The sequence below is a fragment of the Arthrobacter sp. NicSoilB8 genome (assembly GCF_019977355.1).
Taxonomy (GTDB): domain Bacteria; phylum Actinomycetota; class Actinomycetes; order Actinomycetales; family Micrococcaceae; genus Arthrobacter.
Genome location: NZ_AP024655.1, coordinates 608,013 through 622,809, shown reverse-complemented (window position 1 = coordinate 622,809; position 14,797 = coordinate 608,013). Strand labels below are relative to the sequence as shown.

The window sequence follows — 14,797 nt, the reverse complement described above, 5'->3', positions numbered from 1 at the left end:
ACCCGTGCCCCGCAGCGTCAGCCTTAACAGCGACGGCGGGCCGCCGGCTCCTGGAACGCACGTTCCGTAGCCGGCCACCCGCCGTCGTACTCTGCCGCGGTATCCCCCGCGGACTGGCGCTAGCGCCTCGAGGCGTCGATGAGGTCCTTGTCCCCGTCCTTGCCCGTGACCCCGTCCGTGCCCGTGTCCACACCCCAGGCGTGCCCCTGCTCGTGGTCCAGGTGAGTGGACTTCTTGTTCTTCAGCGCGAAAATGTAGACCAGCAGGGAAATGCCGATGGCCACGGTGACGTAGGTGAAGAACAGCTCTTCCTGGCCGGCCTTCTGCAGGGCCGCGCCGATCAGCGGCACGGTGCCGCCAAAGAGCGAGTTGGCGATCGCGTAGCCCAGGCCGACGCCGAGGGCCCGGATGGACGCCGGGAACAGCTCGGCCTTCACCAGGGCGTTGATGGAGGTGTAGCCGCCCACGACCAGCAGGCCGCCCATCATGAGAAGGAATGCCGTGAATGGATCCTTGGTGCCGGCGAGGGCGGACAGGAGCGGCCAGGTGAAGAGCACGCCGGTGATGCCGAACCAGAGCAGGAGCGGCTTGCGGCCCACCTTGTCCGAGATGATGCCGTAGACCGGCTGGAGCAACATGAAGATGAACAGCGCCCAGAAGTTGATGACCGAGGTGTCCGTTTTGGCGATGCCGGAGGTATCGTTCATGAACTTGAGGATGAAGTTGGTGTAAGTGTAGAACGCCACCGTGCCGCCGAGGGTGATCCCGATGCAGATCATGAGCGGCTTCCAGTAGCTGGTGAACAGCAGTTTCATGGTGCCCGGCTGCGCCTCGCCCGCCACCGCGGGGGCCTTGGCGGCCTCGATCTGCTCGGCAGAAACGGTCTCCTCCATAGAGCGCCGCAGCCACAGGACCACGAGGGCGGCGACGCCGCCGATCGCGAACGGTATCCGCCAGCCCCAGTCGGTCAGCTCGGCCTTCGGCATGGCGTTCTGCAGGATGACGAGGACCAGCAGGGCCAGCATCTGGCCGCCGATCAGCGTGACGTACTGGAAGCTGGAGAAGAATCCGCGGCGCTTGGTCGTGGCGGCCTCGGACATGTACGTGGCGCTGGTGCCGTACTCACCGCCCACGGAGAAGCCCTGGATCACACGGATCAGGACCAGCAGAATCATGGCCCACAGACCGATCACGTCCTGGGTGGGCAGTACCGCGATGGCGAAGGAGCCCGCGGACATCATGGTCACGCTCAGCGTCAGCGCGGCCTTGCGGCCCCTGCGGTCGGCGTACCGGCCGAAGAACCAGGCGCCGATCGGACGCATGAGGAACGACGTCGAGAAGACGGCCATCGCCTCGAGGCCGGCCTGGAGCTCGTCCTTGGAGTTGAAGAAGTGCGCCTGGAAGTAGGCCGCGAAGACGGTGTAGACGTAGAGGTCGTACCACTCGACGAGGTTGCCGGCCGAGCCTTTGAGGATGTTGCCGACGGCTTTTCGGGTCTGGGCCGCTTCGGACAGTTGGGTGCTCATCAATGAACCTTCCTGGATCCGGCGCCGCCTATGGGCAACACCGTCCGCCACCTTAGTCGGCGTGATCCGAAACACTCAGGTTTTGTTCATACTGTTCACGGAATACTTGTTCATAAGCACAATGCAGGCGGATTTGGCGGGATGGCAGGATGGGACCATGACTTCTACCGCATTCGACTCCGCCGCACTGGCTGCTTCCTCCCCCGCCGTCGTCCTGACCATCGCAGGCTCTGAAGCGACCGGCGGCGCCGGCGCGCAGGCTGACCTGAAGACGTTCCAGGAACTCGGCGTGTTCGGGATCGCGAACCTGACCTGCATCGTGTCCTTCGATCCGAAGGACAAATGGAACCACCGCTTCGTCCCGGTGGACCAGCAGGTCATCGCGGACCAGCTGGAGGCGACGACGGCGGCCTACGGTGCCGCGTCCGGCGCTCCGGCCGTGCTGGACACCGTCAAGATCGGCATGCTGGGCAGCCCGGCGACGATTTCGACCGTCGCCGGGGCGCTGGCCGGCGGGCAGTTCGCCAACGTGGTGCTGGATCCGGTGCTGATCTGCAAGGGCCAGGAGCCGGGCCACGCCCTGGACACCGACCAGGCGCTGAAGGCGCAGATCCTGCCGCTGGCCACCTTCGTCACACCCAACCATTTCGAGGCCGAGTCGCTCTCCGGCCTGGTCATCACCGACGTCGAGTCGCTCAAGGCGGCCGCGGTCCGCATCCATGAACTCAGCGGCGCCGCCGTCCTCGCGAAAGGCGGCGTGCGGCTGGAAGGCCCCGACGCCGTCGACGTCTACTACGACGGCGAATCCCTGGAGGTCCTGTCCGCCCCGAAGGTGGGCGAGGTGGCCGTGTCCGGTGCCGGGTGCTCGCTGGCCGCCGCCGTGACGGCCGAGCTCGCCAAGGGTGCGACCCCGCTGGCTGCAGCCCGGACGGCCAAGGCGTTTGTGACCGCCGGAATCCGGAACCGGGTGGCCTCGGGCGCCCCGTTCGACGCGCTCTGGCAGGGCGGCCCGCGCTAAGACCCGTCCGGCCCGCCGGCGGGTTCGACGGAAACGCCCGCGGCGCTGAAGGACCTTAGCGCCGCGGGATGTTGCGCAGGTTGCTCCGGGCCATGCTGACGGCCTCGCCGGCGCCCCGGTTGAGGACCACCTTGGACATGGCCGTGGCGAAGCCCAGGATCTGCGCACCCTTGATCTTCGGCGGGAGGGACAGCGCCTTGGGGTCCGTGATGAGCTCCACGAGCGACGGCCCGGGATGCGCGAAGGCTTCCCGGTATGCGGCCTCGATGCGGGAAGGGTCCGTGACGCGCACGGAATGGAAGCCGAGGGCCCGGGCAACATCCGCGTAGTTGGCGTCCGGGACGTCCACGCCGAAATCAGGGAGCCCGTCCACCAGCATCTCCAGCTTGACCATGCCCAGGGTGGAGTTGTTGAAGACCACCACGTTGACCGGAAGCCGGTGGGCCGCGACCGTGATCAGCTCCCCCAACAGCATGGACAGGCCGCCGTCACCCGAAACCGAGACCACCTGCCGGCCCGGGTAGGCCAGCTGGGCGCCGATCGCGTGCGGCAGCGCGTTGGCCATGGAGCCGTGCAGGTAGGAGCCGATGAGCCTGCGGGTGCCCAGCGGATTGATGTACCGCGCGGTCCAGACATTGCACATGCCGGTATCCGCCGTGAAGATCGCGTCCTCCGCCGCCACCTGGTCCAGCAGCGAGGCCGCGTATTCGGGGTGGATCGGCTGTTTCGTCCCCACGTTCCGGGTGTACGCGCCCACGGCCTTGTTCATGAGCCGGTCATGCTTCTTCAGCATCGCGTCGAGGAAGCGGCGGCTCTTCTTGGCCTTCAGCAAGGGCATGAGGGCGGCGAGCGTGGGGAGGACGTCGCCATGCACGGCGACGTCGACGTCGGTCCGCCGCCCCAGTTTGTGGGCGGCGCGGTCCACCTGCGCCGTCCGGGTTCCCGGCAGGAACTGGTCATAGGGGAAGTCGGTGCCCAGCAGGATCAGCAGATCCGCATCCTCGATGCCTTCGGCCGCGGCGCCGTAGCCCAGCAGCCCGGTCATGCCGATGTCATACGCGTTGTCGTACTGCATGAAGTCCTTGCCGCGCAGCGAGTGGCCGATCGGCGCCGCGATCAGTCCGGCGAGCGCCACCACCTCGTCGTGCGCGCCCTCGACGCCGGCCCCGGCGAAGATGGCCACTTTGTCGGCGGCGTTGATGGCCTCGGCCAGTTCCTGGACGCTCGCGGGATCCGGCGTCAGCGTTGCCGGCCGGAACGCGGCGGGGGCCGGGGTCGGGGCGGTCGCCTCGAGGCCGGCGATGTCCCCGGGAAGGGTCACGACGGCGACGCCCCGGAGCCCCACTGCGTGCTGGATGGCGCTGTGCATGACCCTGGGCGCCTGTTCCGCGGTGCTGATCAGCTCGGAATAGACCGAGCATTCGTTGAAGAGCCGGTCAGGGTGGGTTTCCTGGAAGAAGCTGCTGCCGATCTGTTTGCTCGGGATGTGCGAGGCGATGGCCAGCACCGGAGCGCCGGAGCGGTTGGCGTCATACAGGCCGTTGATCAGGTGCAGGTTACCGGGCCCGCAGGAGCCGGCGCACACCGCGAGCCGGCCGGTCAACTGGGCTTCGGCCGCCGCGGCGAAGGCGGCAGCTTCCTCGTGCCGGACGTGGATCCAGTCAATGCCGCCTTGCTGCGAGCCGCCGGTTTGGCGGACGGCGTCGACGATCGGGTTGAGGCTGTCCCCCACGATCCCGTAGATCCGCTGCACGCCGGCAGCCTGGAGTTGTTCAATGAGCTGGGTGGCAAGTTCCTTGGCCATGAGTGCACACTCCCGCGAGGTGGATCGATGAGCTGACACAGGCCAATATAGTCCGCCCGACTTGGCGCGCGTTTCAGTTTGCCGGGCTGCACGCTCTGGAGGTGGCTCGTCAGACCTTTTCCACATACGGCTGACCGTCCTTGAGGCCGACTGTTTCCCACTCATAGCGTTCTGGGTAGGCAGTCCGCCGCGTGCCGCAATCCAGAGTGAGGATCGATTATGACCCAAAAATCCCGTCGTCAGCCGGCAGATCGGAGCGCCAGCGGGCACCGGGCCGGGAAACCTGCACCCGGAGCAGCTCCCCTTGCGTTGCACCCAGAAGACCAAGAACTGGGTTCCCTGATCGCATTCGGGCGTTGGCACCGGAAGCACGGGATTTTGCCGGACATCGTTCCCGTTCTGGAGCAACTGACCGCGTTCTTCCCCGTTTACGCCGAAATCTCTGGGGGCGCCTCAGTGACCGCAATGGACGCAGGACTTATCGCCGAACTGGTGGATTCGCTCAATGACCGCGATGCCGAGCTTGCATCCTTTTTCTGTGCCTCCCTTTATGAGTACATGCACTTTCTGAGGCACACGGGCCGCTGGTCCGGCACCGACGAAAGCCACCAGGTTTTGCACGGCGTCCTCTATCACGGGATTCACAACGAAGAATGCTTCGCCGCAGGGCAGCCGCGCAGGCGAGCCCGCAACGGTCATCGGGCCTCCGCACCGGCGCGTGAGCGCCACGAGAAACCCGACGAAGACTGCGGGGACGTCGTGCCACAACCCGCAGAACCTGAGGAGGGTCAGTTCCCCGAGTGGGCCTCCAGGAAGGAGTAGACCTCGGTCTCGTCCACGCCGGGGAAGGCGCCCGGCGGCATGGCGGCCAGCAGGTGGGAGTGGGCCCGCGCCGAGGGCCAGGCGTTCCCGGCCCACTCGGCGGTCAGTGACGCCGGCGGGCGGCGGCAGCAGCTTTCGTCCGGGCAGGTGGACTTGGACCGCTCTGTCGTGTCGCGGCCGCGGAACCACTTCACGTGCGCATACGGGACACCCACGGAGAGCGAGAACTCCCCGTTGGCGGAGCGTTCAGTGCGGGCCGTGCACCAGTAGGTCCCGGCGGGGGTGTCGGTGTACTGGTTGTAGGCGCTGAACTTGTCCGGGACGTCGAACACCACCCGGGACGTCCAGTTCTTGCAGGACGGCTGGCCCTCGATCGCGCCGGTGTGGTCCTGCGGGAACGTCACGCCGTCGTTCTCATACGCTTTGTAGATGATGCCGCTCTTGTGGGTCTTCTGGAAGTGGGTGCGGATGTCCAGGTGCTGGGTGGCGAGGTTCGTAAACCGGTGGGCGGCGGTCTCGTAGGACACGGCAAAAGCGTCCCGGATGTCCTCGACGGCGATCTCCTTGGCCTGCTTGGCGCGCTGCAGGAACTCCACGGTGGCCTGCTCGGGCAGCAGGAGCGCGGCGGCGAAGTAGTTCGTGGCCACGCGCTGCATCAGGAAGTCCCCGTAGTTCGACGGCGTCTGGTGGCCCAGGACGTAATGGCCCAGGGCCTGCAGCAGCACCGAGCGGGGGTCGTGATCGGTGCGCTGGTTCTGCGTGAGATAAATTCTGCGGTTCTTAAGATCCGTCACCGAGCGGGTGGAATGCGGCAAATCGCCCACATGGTGGAGGCTGAAACCGAGGTGCCCGGCGATGTCCGCAATGACGTGGTGGGACAGCGGTCCGCTCGTGTGGCCCACCGAGGCCAGGACCTTCTGCGCCTCGGCCTCATACTCCGGGAAGTAGTTGTTCCGCTCCCGCATCATGGCCCGCAGCTCACCGTTGGCGCGGCGGGCCTCCTCCGGCGTCGCCACCTGCTCGTTGAGCCGGCGCTCGAGCTCGTGCTGCAGGCCCACCATGGACTCCAGCACATCCATGGGAAGCCGCGAGCTGATGCGGATTTTCGGCAGGTTGAGGGATTCGTAGATGGGGCTGCGCTGGTAGCGTTCCAGCTCGATTTCCAGCGCCGCGCGGCGGTTGGGCGGCTCGGCGCCGAGGAGCTCATCGATGCTGACCCCGAGGCCAGCGGCGAGCTGCTGGAGCAGCCCGAGCTTGGGCTCGCGCTTGCCGTTTTCGATCAGGCTCAGCTGGCTTGGGGCGGTCCCGACGGCGGCGCTCAGGGCATCGAGCGTGAGGCCCGCCGCCTTGCGCAAGTGACGGACGCGGCGGCCCATGCTGATGACGTCCACCTCCGGCACGGCGGGCGACGGCAGGGACGAAGCTTGGCGGTTCCAGCTGGCGGGATGCATTTATTGAGAATATGCGAAGAAGTGCATTTCTTTCCATAGCTTTGGTCTAGAAACCCCTTGGAAAGTGCAGAAAAGTAGTTCTCACGGAAAGAAACACCGCACCGATCCGGTCGGCCCAACACTGCGAAGGCGCAGGATGGCCGGCCCGGACAACGGAGCACAACCAAGGAGACAAAGATGACTGCAGCATTTGAGCCCACCCAGCAGACGCCCGAACAGCAGGCCGCCGCACTGGAGCTCGAGTGGGCCGCCAACCCGCGCTGGGAAGGTGTGACCCGTGACTATAAGGCTTCCGACGTCGTCCGCCTCCGCGGCCGCGTCTCCGAAGAACACACGCTGGCCCGCCGCGGTTCCGAGAAACTGTGGAAGCAGCTCACCGAGGAGCACAGCACCGGCAAGTACACCAACGCCCTGGGCGCCCTGACCGGCAACCAGGCCGTGCAGCAGGTCAAGGCCGGCCTCCGCGCCATCTACCTCTCCGGCTGGCAGGTCGCCGCGGACGCCAACAACTCCGGCCACACCTACCCGGACCAGTCGCTCTACCCCGCCAACTCGGTCCCCACCGTGGTCCGCCGCATCAACAACGCCCTGCTCCGCGCAGACCAGATCGAGTTCTCCGAGGGCATCCAGACGGTTCAGGACTGGATGGTCCCGATCGTGGCCGACGCCGAGGCCGGCTTCGGCGGCCCGCTGAACGCCTACGAGCTCATGAAGTCCATGATCCAGGCCGGCGCCGCGGGTGTGCACTGGGAAGACCAGCTCGCCTCGGAGAAGAAGTGCGGCCACCTCGGCGGCAAGGTCCTGATTCCCACGCAGCAGCACGTCCGGACGCTGAACGCGGCCCGCCTCGCTGCCGACGTCGCCGGCACGCCGTCGGTCATCATCGCCCGCACCGACGCCGAGGCTGCCACCCTGATCACCTCCGACGTCGACGAGCGCGACCAGGAATTCATCCTCCGTGAAGACGGACAGCCGGTCCGCACCCCGGAAGGCTTCTACAAGGTCCGCAACGGGATCGAACCCTGCATCGCCCGCGCCAAGGCCTATGCCCCGTACTCCGACCTCATCTGGATGGAGACCGGCACCCCGGACCTGGAGCTGGCCCGCAAGTTCGCCGAATCCGTCAAGGCCGAGTTCCCCGACCAGATGCTCTCCTACAACTGCTCGCCGTCGTTCAACTGGCGCAAGCACCTCGACGACGCCACGATCGCGAAGTTCCAGCGCGAACTCGGCGCCATGGGCTTCACCTTCCAGTTCATCACCCTGGCCGGCTTCCACGCCCTGAACTACTCGATGTTCGACCTCGCCCACGGTTACGCCCGGGAAGGCATGAGCGCCTACGTCGAGCTGCAGGAGAAGGAATTCGCCTCCGAGTCCCGCGGCTACACCGCGACCAAGCACCAGCGCGAAGTCGGCACCGGCTACTTCGACGACATCGCCACCGCGCTCAACCCGAACGCATCCACCCTGGCCCTGGTGGGATCCACCGAAGAAGGCCAGTTCCACTAACTTCCCCAACTAGATAGCAGCAGGGGCCGTTTTGAAGGCTCAAAACGGCCCCTGCTGCGAGTCAGTTGGGCACTGCACCAGGAGAGATTGACATGAACAGCTTCACTGACAACTTCACCATCAACGGGATCACGCTGACCGCGCAGCCGATTTGCCGGCAGAGCGAGGTCCTCACGCCGGACGCGCTGGCGTTTGTAGCCAAGCTGCACAAGGCCACGGCCGGGCGTCGGCAGGAGCTGCTGCGGGCACGGCAGGAACGCCGCCAGCAGATCACCAAGGGCCAGGACCCGCGGTTCCTGCGCGAGACCGAGTCCGTGCGCAACGACCCGAACTGGCGCGTCGCTCCCCCGGCTCCCGGCCTGGCGGACCGCCGCGTCGAGATCACCGGCCCGGTGGATAAGAAGATGACCATCAACGCGCTGAACTCCGGCGCCAACGTGTGGCTCGCGGACATGGAGGACTCCTCCACCCCGTCCTGGCGCAACGTGATCCAGGGCCAGCTGAACCTCACCGACGCGCTGGAGCGCCGGATCGACTTCACGTCCCCCGAGGGCAAGGAATACAAGCTGCGCCCGGCCGGGGAGCTGCCCACGATCGTGGTCCGCCCCCGCGGCTGGCACCTGCCCGAGAAGCACATGCTCATTGACGGCACGCCGATTGCCGGCGGGATCGTGGACTTCGGCCTGTACTTCTTCCACAACGCCCGCCGCCTGATCGCCCAGGGCAAGGGACCGTACTTCTACCTGCCGAAGATCGAGAACCACCTCGAAGCCCGCCTGTGGAACGACATCTTCATCCTGGCCCAGGACCTGCTCGGCATCCCGCAGGGCACCATCCGCGCCACGGTGCTGATCGAGACCATCACTGCGGCGTTCGAGATGGAGGAAATCCTCTACGAACTCCGCGACCATGCCGCGGGCCTGAACGCCGGCCGCTGGGACTACATCTTCTCCCTCATCAAGAACTTCCGCACCCGCGGCCCCCGCTTCGTGCTCCCGGACCGCGGCCAGGTCACCATGACCCAGCCGTTCATGCGCGCCTACACCGAACAGCTCGTCCGGGCCTGCCACAAGCGCGGCGCCATGGCGATCGGTGGCATGGCAGCGGCCGTTCCCAACCGCAAGGACGCCGCAGCCAACGCGATCGCCTTCGAAAAGGTCCGCGCGGACAAGACCCGTGAGGCCGGCGACGGCTTCGACGGCTCGTGGGTGGCACACCCGGATCTCGTGCCGGTCTGCCGCGAGGTGTTCGACGGCGTCCTCGGCGACCGCCCGAACCAGCTGGACCGCCTCCGCGAGGACGTCACCCCGGATGACCGCGCCCTCATCGACCTCTCTTCGACCACCGGAACCATCACCGAACAGGGCATCCGGAACAACATTGAGGTCGGCATCCGGTACATCGAGTCCTGGCTGCGCGGCAACGGCGCCGTCGCCATCCACAACCTCATGGAGGACGCCGCCACCGCGGAGATCTCCCGCTCGCAGCTGTGGCAGTGGATCTTCTCCCGGGCCATCACGGATCACGGCGACGTGGTCACCCGCGAATGGGTGGAGGACATGCTGGACGAGGAATTCGCCAAGCTGGAGCGCTTCGAAGGGGACCGCTTCGCCGACGCACGGGACATCTTCGAGGAAGTCACGCTCAGCAACGAGTTCCCGGCCTTCCTGACGCTCCCGGCCTACGACCGCTTCCTCTACGAAGCGCGCGACGGCGCCGACCTCGCCAGCGAGGACCCCGCGCTCATCCCGGCGTAATCCGAAAATTCCGTCCGCTGGGCTGCCCGCCCTTCGCAACAGGCAGCCCGAGATCCGGGTGGCAGCCCAGCAACGGAACACCCTCCAGCCCGACAACGGCGTCGAGTTGACACTTAAGGCCCATGTTTTCGACAACATGGGCCTTAAGTGTCAACTCGGCGGGACTTTGGCGGGCGGAAAGAACCTAGTGCGTCTTCGGGACGCGGCGCAGGGACAGTGCGGTGCCCAGGATGAATGCGGCCACGGAGCACAGGATCAGCAGGAGCGGCCCGGTCCAGGCGCCGGTGGTCCCGTGGACGTAGCCCAGGAGGGTCGGCGCCACGGCCCCGAACGAGTACCCGGTCCCTTGGACGATGGCGGACATCCTGGCCGCCGAGGCCTGGTCCCGGGCCAGGCGGATGATGGCGAGGAAGATCAGCGTGATGCCGCCGCCCTGGGCCACACCGCCCAGCGAACACCACAGCCACCACAGCTCCGGTGCGAGCAGCAGGCCCACGGGGACCGTGAGCCACAGCAGCCCCAGGGTGAGGCCCACCGCCGTCGTGCTGGCGAAGCGGGCCGCCAGCGGGACACCCAGGCCGCCCACGATGGCGAGGATCTGGAAGAGCGAGGATCCGGCACCGGCGGCCGAGGGCGCCATGCCGAGTTCGTCGGCGAGCAGGCTCGGCAGCCAGGCGGTCACGCCGTAATAGGAGAACGCCTGCCCGGCAAACCCGAAGGTCAGCGCTGCCGTGATCCACCGCGAGGTGAGCTTGCCGGCCGGAAGTCGCGGGTCTGCCGCGGGGATGGCGGCAGGAATGAAGGCCGCCCGCCGGCCTACCGCGATCACCCAGACCGCGCCGGCCGCCACCGCGAACAGTCCGCTTGCGGCAATCGCGGGCCGCCAGCCCAGCAGTTCGGCCAGCGGCGCGGACACCATGGAGGTGAGGAACGAGCCGATGTTGAGGGCCGCAGTGTAGGTGCCCATCGCCGCGCCCTGCCGGGCCGGAGTGAAGTCCCGCCGGATGATCAGCGGGACCACGATGTTGCCGATCGTGATCGCGACGCCCAGGATCACGGTGCCCAGCATGACGAGGGCGCCGCCGCCCGCCGAGCGGACCACGACGCCCAGGAGCACGCCGAGCAGGGTCATTGTGATGGCGAACTCGGGACCCAGCTTGCGCCCTGCCAGCGAGGCCAGCGGCGCGGCCAGGGCAAAGCACAGGACCGGAATCCCGGTCAGGAATCCCAGTTCCACCGGGGTGAATCCGAGGTCGTGCTGCATCTGCGCGACCACCGGGGCCACGGCCACCAACGGGCCGCGCATGTTCAGCGCGATGAGACCGATTGCGAGCATGAGGAGCCAGCCGCGGGGTGCCCTCGCCAGGTCGCTCACGGCGTGGGCCGTTGCCCGGCGGCCGGGCAGAAAAAAGGTTTCATCAGTCCCATTGCTATCACGGGCCCCTCCCGCATCCGCCGAATGTGACGCTTCCGGGGGACACCGCTTCCGGGAAGGCCTCCGAGGAAGGTCCCGGACGCACGCCCTAGCCCGTAGCCTGCAGAGTCGCCTCGATGACGGCGGGTGAGAGCACGTGCTGCGTGACCATCTGGCTGGCGCCAAGGATGGCGGCCTCGTCCCCGGCCTTGGACAGGCCGATCCGCAGGTGCGTCGTGGCCAGGGGCAGCGAGCGCCGGTAGACCACCTCGCGGACCCCGGCCATGAGGTGCTCCCCGGCCTGGCCGAGGCTTCCGCCGATCACAATCACCGACGGGTTCAGCAGGTTCACCACCGTGGACAGGACGTCGCCGAGGTCCCGGCCGGCCTGCCGCAGCGCCTGGATGGCCTGCAGGTTCCCCTCCGCGACTAGGCGCAGCACATCGCCGCCGTCGTGCGCCGGCAGGCCCTGCCGGGTCAGCGCTTTGGCGACGGCGGGGCCGGACGCCAGGGCTTCCAGGCACCCGTAGTTGCCGCAGCGGCACAGCACGTCATCGCCGCGCGGAACCCGGACGTGTCCGAGGTCGCCGGCAGTTCCGTTGGCCCCGCGCTGGAGCTGGCCGCTGCTGATGATGCCCGCGCCGATGCCGGTGGCCACCTTGATGAACAGGAAGTTTTCGTCCTCGGGCCAGTGCGCCGTGCGTTCGCCCAGCGCCATGATGTTCACGTCGTTGTCCACCAGGACCGGGACCGGGAGGGAGCGCTGGACGTGGCGGACGACGTCGAACCCGTCCCAGCCGGGCATGATCGGCGGCTTGACCGGCATCCCCGTAGCGTGTTCCACGGGCCCGGGGAGCCCGATCCCGGCACCGGCCAGATCCGACGTGCCGCGGCCGGCCTCCGCAAGCAGCGTCAGCCCTTCCTCGATCACCCGGTCCAGGACAACCACCGGACCGGCTGCGACGTCCTGCGCCAGCCGGCGCTCGGCGAGCACTTTTCCGTTGAGGTCGGTGACGGCGATGATCACGTGGGTGGCCCCGACGTCGACTGCGAGGACCACGCGGGCGGCCGGGTTGAAGGCAAAGCGCGACGGCGGCCTGCCGCCGCTGGAGCTCGCCTCCCCGGCGGGGCCAACGAGGCCCGAACCCATCAGCGCATCAATGCGGGACGCAACGGTGGAGCGGGCGAGACCGGTGGTGAGGGCGAGTTCCGCGCGGGTCCGGGCCTTCCCGTCGCGCAGGAGTTGGAAGAGGTCGCCGGCGCGGGAAAGGCTGCCGCCGGCCTCTGCGGCTGCGGGCTCGGTACCGGTGGGCGCACTCATGAGTAAGTGATAGCACGAAGACCTTCTGCATGTCACGCCACGGAAAGATTGAAACGTAGTTTTCAACTTTTGCTTGACGCTCGGCAAAAGTACCCCTAGCTTTGGGTGTGAGCCAGATCACCGGCCCGGACAGCCTGACTGGTCCGGACAGAACAGGCACTACGAAGGGGTATGGAACTTGTCGAGCCAATCACATGCGGCACCGGCGCCGCTGGGGGTGGGGATCCTGGGAGCAGGCCCCGTCACCCAGGCCATCCACCTGCCGTCCCTGGCAAGGCTGCGGGACATCCTGGAAGTCCGCCACATTATGGACGTCGACCCGGCCGTCGCCGAATCCGTGGCAGCACGGGTCGGGGCGCGCTTCAGTAGCAGCATGGAAGAACTGCTGGCGGATCCGGAGGTCGAGATCGTCGCGATCTGCAGCCCGCACCAGTTCCACGCCGCCCAGGTGATCGCCGCCTGCCGGGCCGGCAAGAAGGCAGTCCTGTGCGAAAAGCCCTTCGCCATGAATGGCGAGGAGGCCGCGGCCATCGCCGCCGTATCGGCCGAAACCGGAGTGCCGATCGTGGTCGGCGCCATGCACACCTTCGACCCGGGCTGGCTGGCCGCGGAATCCGCCTGGGGCTCCCTGCCGGACCAGGTCCACACCGTCCGGTCCTCGATCGTCCTGCCGCCCAACCCCCGCTTCGAGGACTTTGCCACCGAGATCGTGGGCCGCACTCCCCCGCCGGCACCCGCGGCTGCCGGGGCGCCCGCAGACGGTACCGCCGCTGACATTGCCGCGACGAAGGCCAAACTGACCGGCGGCATCATGGGCCTAGCCATCCACGACCTCCCCCTGGTCCGCCGGTTCGCCCCGGACTTCCGGGCCGTCGAGGTCCTGCACGCCCAGACCGTCGTGCCGTTTGGCTATGTCATCTCCCTACAGGCGGGCGCCGTGACGATCGAACTCCGCGCCGCCATGAACGGCACCTGGGAGCCGTCCTGGACCTTCGAGGCCATCGGCGACGACGCGTCGCTCTCCATCGACTTCACCCCGTCCTACGTCCACGCGGGATCGGCCACGGCCCGGATCCGGACCGCTGCCAGCACCACCGTCCTCGGCCCCTTCGGCCACAACGGGTACGAGGGCGAATGGCGCAAGCTCGCCGAACTCGCCCGCGGCACCGGAACGGCCCCGAACCCGGAGACCCTGATCCACGATCTGGAATTCGCCCTCGCGATCGCCGACGCCGCCGCCGCCCGCGTCGATGCCGCAGCCTACGAGGAGGCCCGCGCATGACCACGCCGCTCCGGGTCCAGGCCGGCCCGGACGCCGAACAGACAGGAGCCGTCGGCGCCGTCGTCGCGTCCCTGCCCGTCTCGTTCGCCCCGGCGGGCAGCCGGCCCGACGTCGTCGCACTCGCCGGAGCTGCCGGCTGGACCTCCAACGCCACCGACGCGGTCCGCAGCGGTGCCCGCGGCGTCGTCGTCATTGATCCCGTCGCCGAAGACCCCGCGGCACTGGCCGCGGCTGCAGCCGAGGCCGGCACCGCGGTGGTCCTTGACCAGGCCTGGGCGGGAAACCCCGCCCTCGCGGACTCCGGCGGCGCGGTCCGCGCCGCCATCGCCGACGCCCTGGCCGACGCCGTGCTGCTGGACTCCGTGGCGTGGGGCACCCCCGGGACCGACCCGGAGGTGCTGCTCACGCGGCATCTTGCGGCGATCCTGGCCTGCGGCGTGGAACTCTCCGGCCTGCGCATCATCCAGCGCAACGCCAACGGCTACACCGTGATCGGAACCCTCCCCGGCGGGGCGCCGACGGCCCTGCAGGGCATCACCACGTCCTCAGTCCCGGCGACGGCCACCGTTTCCGTCCTCACTTCCTCCGGCCGGGCGGACATCACCCTCCCCGATGCCTCCGCAGGCTGGCCGGCAGAGGTCCCGTCCGTCACCCCGGCCGGGACCGCCACGTTCCCCACCATCTACGAATCGGCCCACCGGCACAGCTGGAGGCGGCTCCGCGCCGCCGTCGACTCCGGCGCCCCGGCGGCCGATCTGGAACAGTTCGCCGCCCTGGCCGCCCTCGTCGGGCAGCTCCACGACTCACCGCACTAACAGCACCAGCCACACCACCGGCATTGCCAGAAATACCTTCCGCATCAACTCACTGTCGAGATGACCGGCCCGCCACCC

The 14,797-nt window shown here is 67.9% G+C and carries 11 protein-coding genes; 6 read left to right on the top strand and 5 right to left on the bottom strand.

What is annotated here, in order from left to right; translation table 11 throughout:
- Positions 1 to 119: 119 nt before the first annotated feature.
- A complete protein-coding gene (locus LDO15_RS02890; protein WP_223983815.1) occupies positions 120 to 1,526 on the bottom strand; it encodes an MFS transporter in 1,407 nt (468 codons plus the stop codon).
- Between the two features lie 157 nt (positions 1,527 to 1,683).
- On the opposite strand from LDO15_RS02890, the gene LDO15_RS02885 reads away from it, so the two are divergent.
- Positions 1,684 to 2,544: a hydroxymethylpyrimidine/phosphomethylpyrimidine kinase gene (locus LDO15_RS02885; protein WP_223983814.1), complete on the top strand. Its 861-nt coding sequence runs from the start codon at positions 1,684 to 1,686 to the stop codon at positions 2,542 to 2,544.
- A 55-nt stretch (positions 2,545 to 2,599) separates the two neighbouring features.
- Here the strand turns inward: LDO15_RS02885 and LDO15_RS02880 are convergent, their stop codons facing one another.
- Positions 2,600 to 4,348: a pyruvate dehydrogenase gene (locus LDO15_RS02880; RefSeq protein ID WP_223983812.1), complete on the bottom strand. Its 1,749-nt coding sequence runs from the start codon at positions 4,346 to 4,348 to the stop codon at positions 2,600 to 2,602.
- Positions 4,349 to 4,567: 219 nt separating this feature from the next.
- On the opposite strand from LDO15_RS02880, the gene LDO15_RS02875 reads away from it, so the two are divergent.
- Complete coding sequence (locus tag LDO15_RS02875) at positions 4,568 to 5,170, top strand: hypothetical protein (protein WP_223983811.1); 603 nt, start codon at positions 4,568 to 4,570, stop codon at positions 5,168 to 5,170.
- On the opposite strand, the gene LDO15_RS02870 is transcribed toward LDO15_RS02875, so the two are convergent.
- Positions 5,137 to 6,621, bottom strand: coding sequence for a helix-turn-helix transcriptional regulator (locus LDO15_RS02870; RefSeq protein WP_223983810.1), 1,485 nt, complete (start codon positions 6,619 to 6,621; stop codon positions 5,137 to 5,139). The genes LDO15_RS02875 and LDO15_RS02870 overlap by 34 nt on opposite strands.
- Positions 6,622 to 6,798: 177 nt before the next feature.
- Here LDO15_RS02870 and aceA point away from each other — a divergent pair, with 177 nt between their 5' ends.
- Both aceA and aceB read left to right on the top strand, forming a co-directional pair.
- A complete protein-coding gene (aceA, locus tag LDO15_RS02865; protein WP_223983809.1) occupies positions 6,799 to 8,130 on the top strand; it encodes an isocitrate lyase in 1,332 nt (443 codons plus the stop codon).
- 92 nt (positions 8,131 to 8,222) lie between these two features.
- A complete protein-coding gene (aceB, locus tag LDO15_RS02860) occupies positions 8,223 to 9,887 on the top strand; it encodes a malate synthase A (protein WP_223983808.1) in 1,665 nt (554 codons plus the stop codon).
- A 184-nt stretch (positions 9,888 to 10,071) separates the two neighbouring features.
- Here aceB and LDO15_RS02855 read toward each other — a convergent pair whose 3' ends face one another.
- Together LDO15_RS02855 and LDO15_RS02850 are read right to left on the bottom strand one after the other, a co-directional pair.
- Complete coding sequence (locus LDO15_RS02855; RefSeq protein WP_223987020.1) at positions 10,072 to 11,223, bottom strand: MFS transporter; 1,152 nt, start codon at positions 11,221 to 11,223, stop codon at positions 10,072 to 10,074.
- A gap of 187 nt (positions 11,224 to 11,410) precedes the next feature.
- On the bottom strand, positions 11,411 to 12,622 hold the full coding sequence (locus LDO15_RS02850) for an ROK family transcriptional regulator (RefSeq protein ID WP_223983806.1): 1,212 nt from the start codon (positions 12,620 to 12,622) through the stop codon (positions 11,411 to 11,413).
- Between the two features lie 178 nt (positions 12,623 to 12,800).
- On the opposite strand from LDO15_RS02850, the gene LDO15_RS02845 reads away from it, so the two are divergent.
- Positions 12,801 to 13,904, top strand: a complete 1,104-nt coding sequence (locus tag LDO15_RS02845; RefSeq protein ID WP_223983804.1) for a Gfo/Idh/MocA family oxidoreductase — start codon at positions 12,801 to 12,803, stop codon at positions 13,902 to 13,904.
- Positions 13,901 to 14,719, top strand: a complete 819-nt coding sequence (locus tag LDO15_RS02840; protein WP_223983801.1) for a hypothetical protein — start codon at positions 13,901 to 13,903, stop codon at positions 14,717 to 14,719. Before LDO15_RS02845 ends, LDO15_RS02840 begins: the two co-directional genes overlap by 4 nt.
- Positions 14,720 to 14,797 lie beyond the last annotated feature (78 nt).

What these genes read in the sequence shown, in the direction of transcription:
- aceB (WP_223983808.1), top strand. Translation starts at nt 8,223, where the DNA reads ATGAACAGCTTCACTGACAACTTCACCATCAACGGGATCACGCTGACC.
- LDO15_RS02885 (WP_223983814.1), top strand. Translation starts at nt 1,684, where the DNA reads ATGACTTCTACCGCATTCGACTCCGCCGCACTGGCTGCTTCCTCCCCC.
- LDO15_RS02875 (WP_223983811.1), top strand. Translation starts at nt 4,568, where the DNA reads ATGACCCAAAAATCCCGTCGTCAGCCGGCAGATCGGAGCGCCAGCGGG.
- LDO15_RS02880 (WP_223983812.1), bottom strand. Translation starts at nt 4,348, where the DNA reads ATGGCCAAGGAACTTGCCACCCAGCTCATTGAACAACTCCAGGCTGCC.
- LDO15_RS02850 (WP_223983806.1), bottom strand. Translation starts at nt 12,622, where the DNA reads ATGAGTGCGCCCACCGGTACCGAGCCCGCAGCCGCAGAGGCCGGCGGC.
- LDO15_RS02890 (WP_223983815.1), bottom strand. Translation starts at nt 1,526, where the DNA reads ATGAGCACCCAACTGTCCGAAGCGGCCCAGACCCGAAAAGCCGTCGGC.
- LDO15_RS02870 (WP_223983810.1), bottom strand. Translation starts at nt 6,621, where the DNA reads ATGCATCCCGCCAGCTGGAACCGCCAAGCTTCGTCCCTGCCGTCGCCC.
- aceA (WP_223983809.1), top strand. Translation starts at nt 6,799, where the DNA reads ATGACTGCAGCATTTGAGCCCACCCAGCAGACGCCCGAACAGCAGGCC.
- LDO15_RS02855 (WP_223987020.1), bottom strand. Translation starts at nt 11,223, where the DNA reads ATGCTCGCAATCGGTCTCATCGCGCTGAACATGCGCGGCCCGTTGGTG.
- LDO15_RS02840 (WP_223983801.1), top strand. Translation starts at nt 13,901, where the DNA reads ATGACCACGCCGCTCCGGGTCCAGGCCGGCCCGGACGCCGAACAGACA.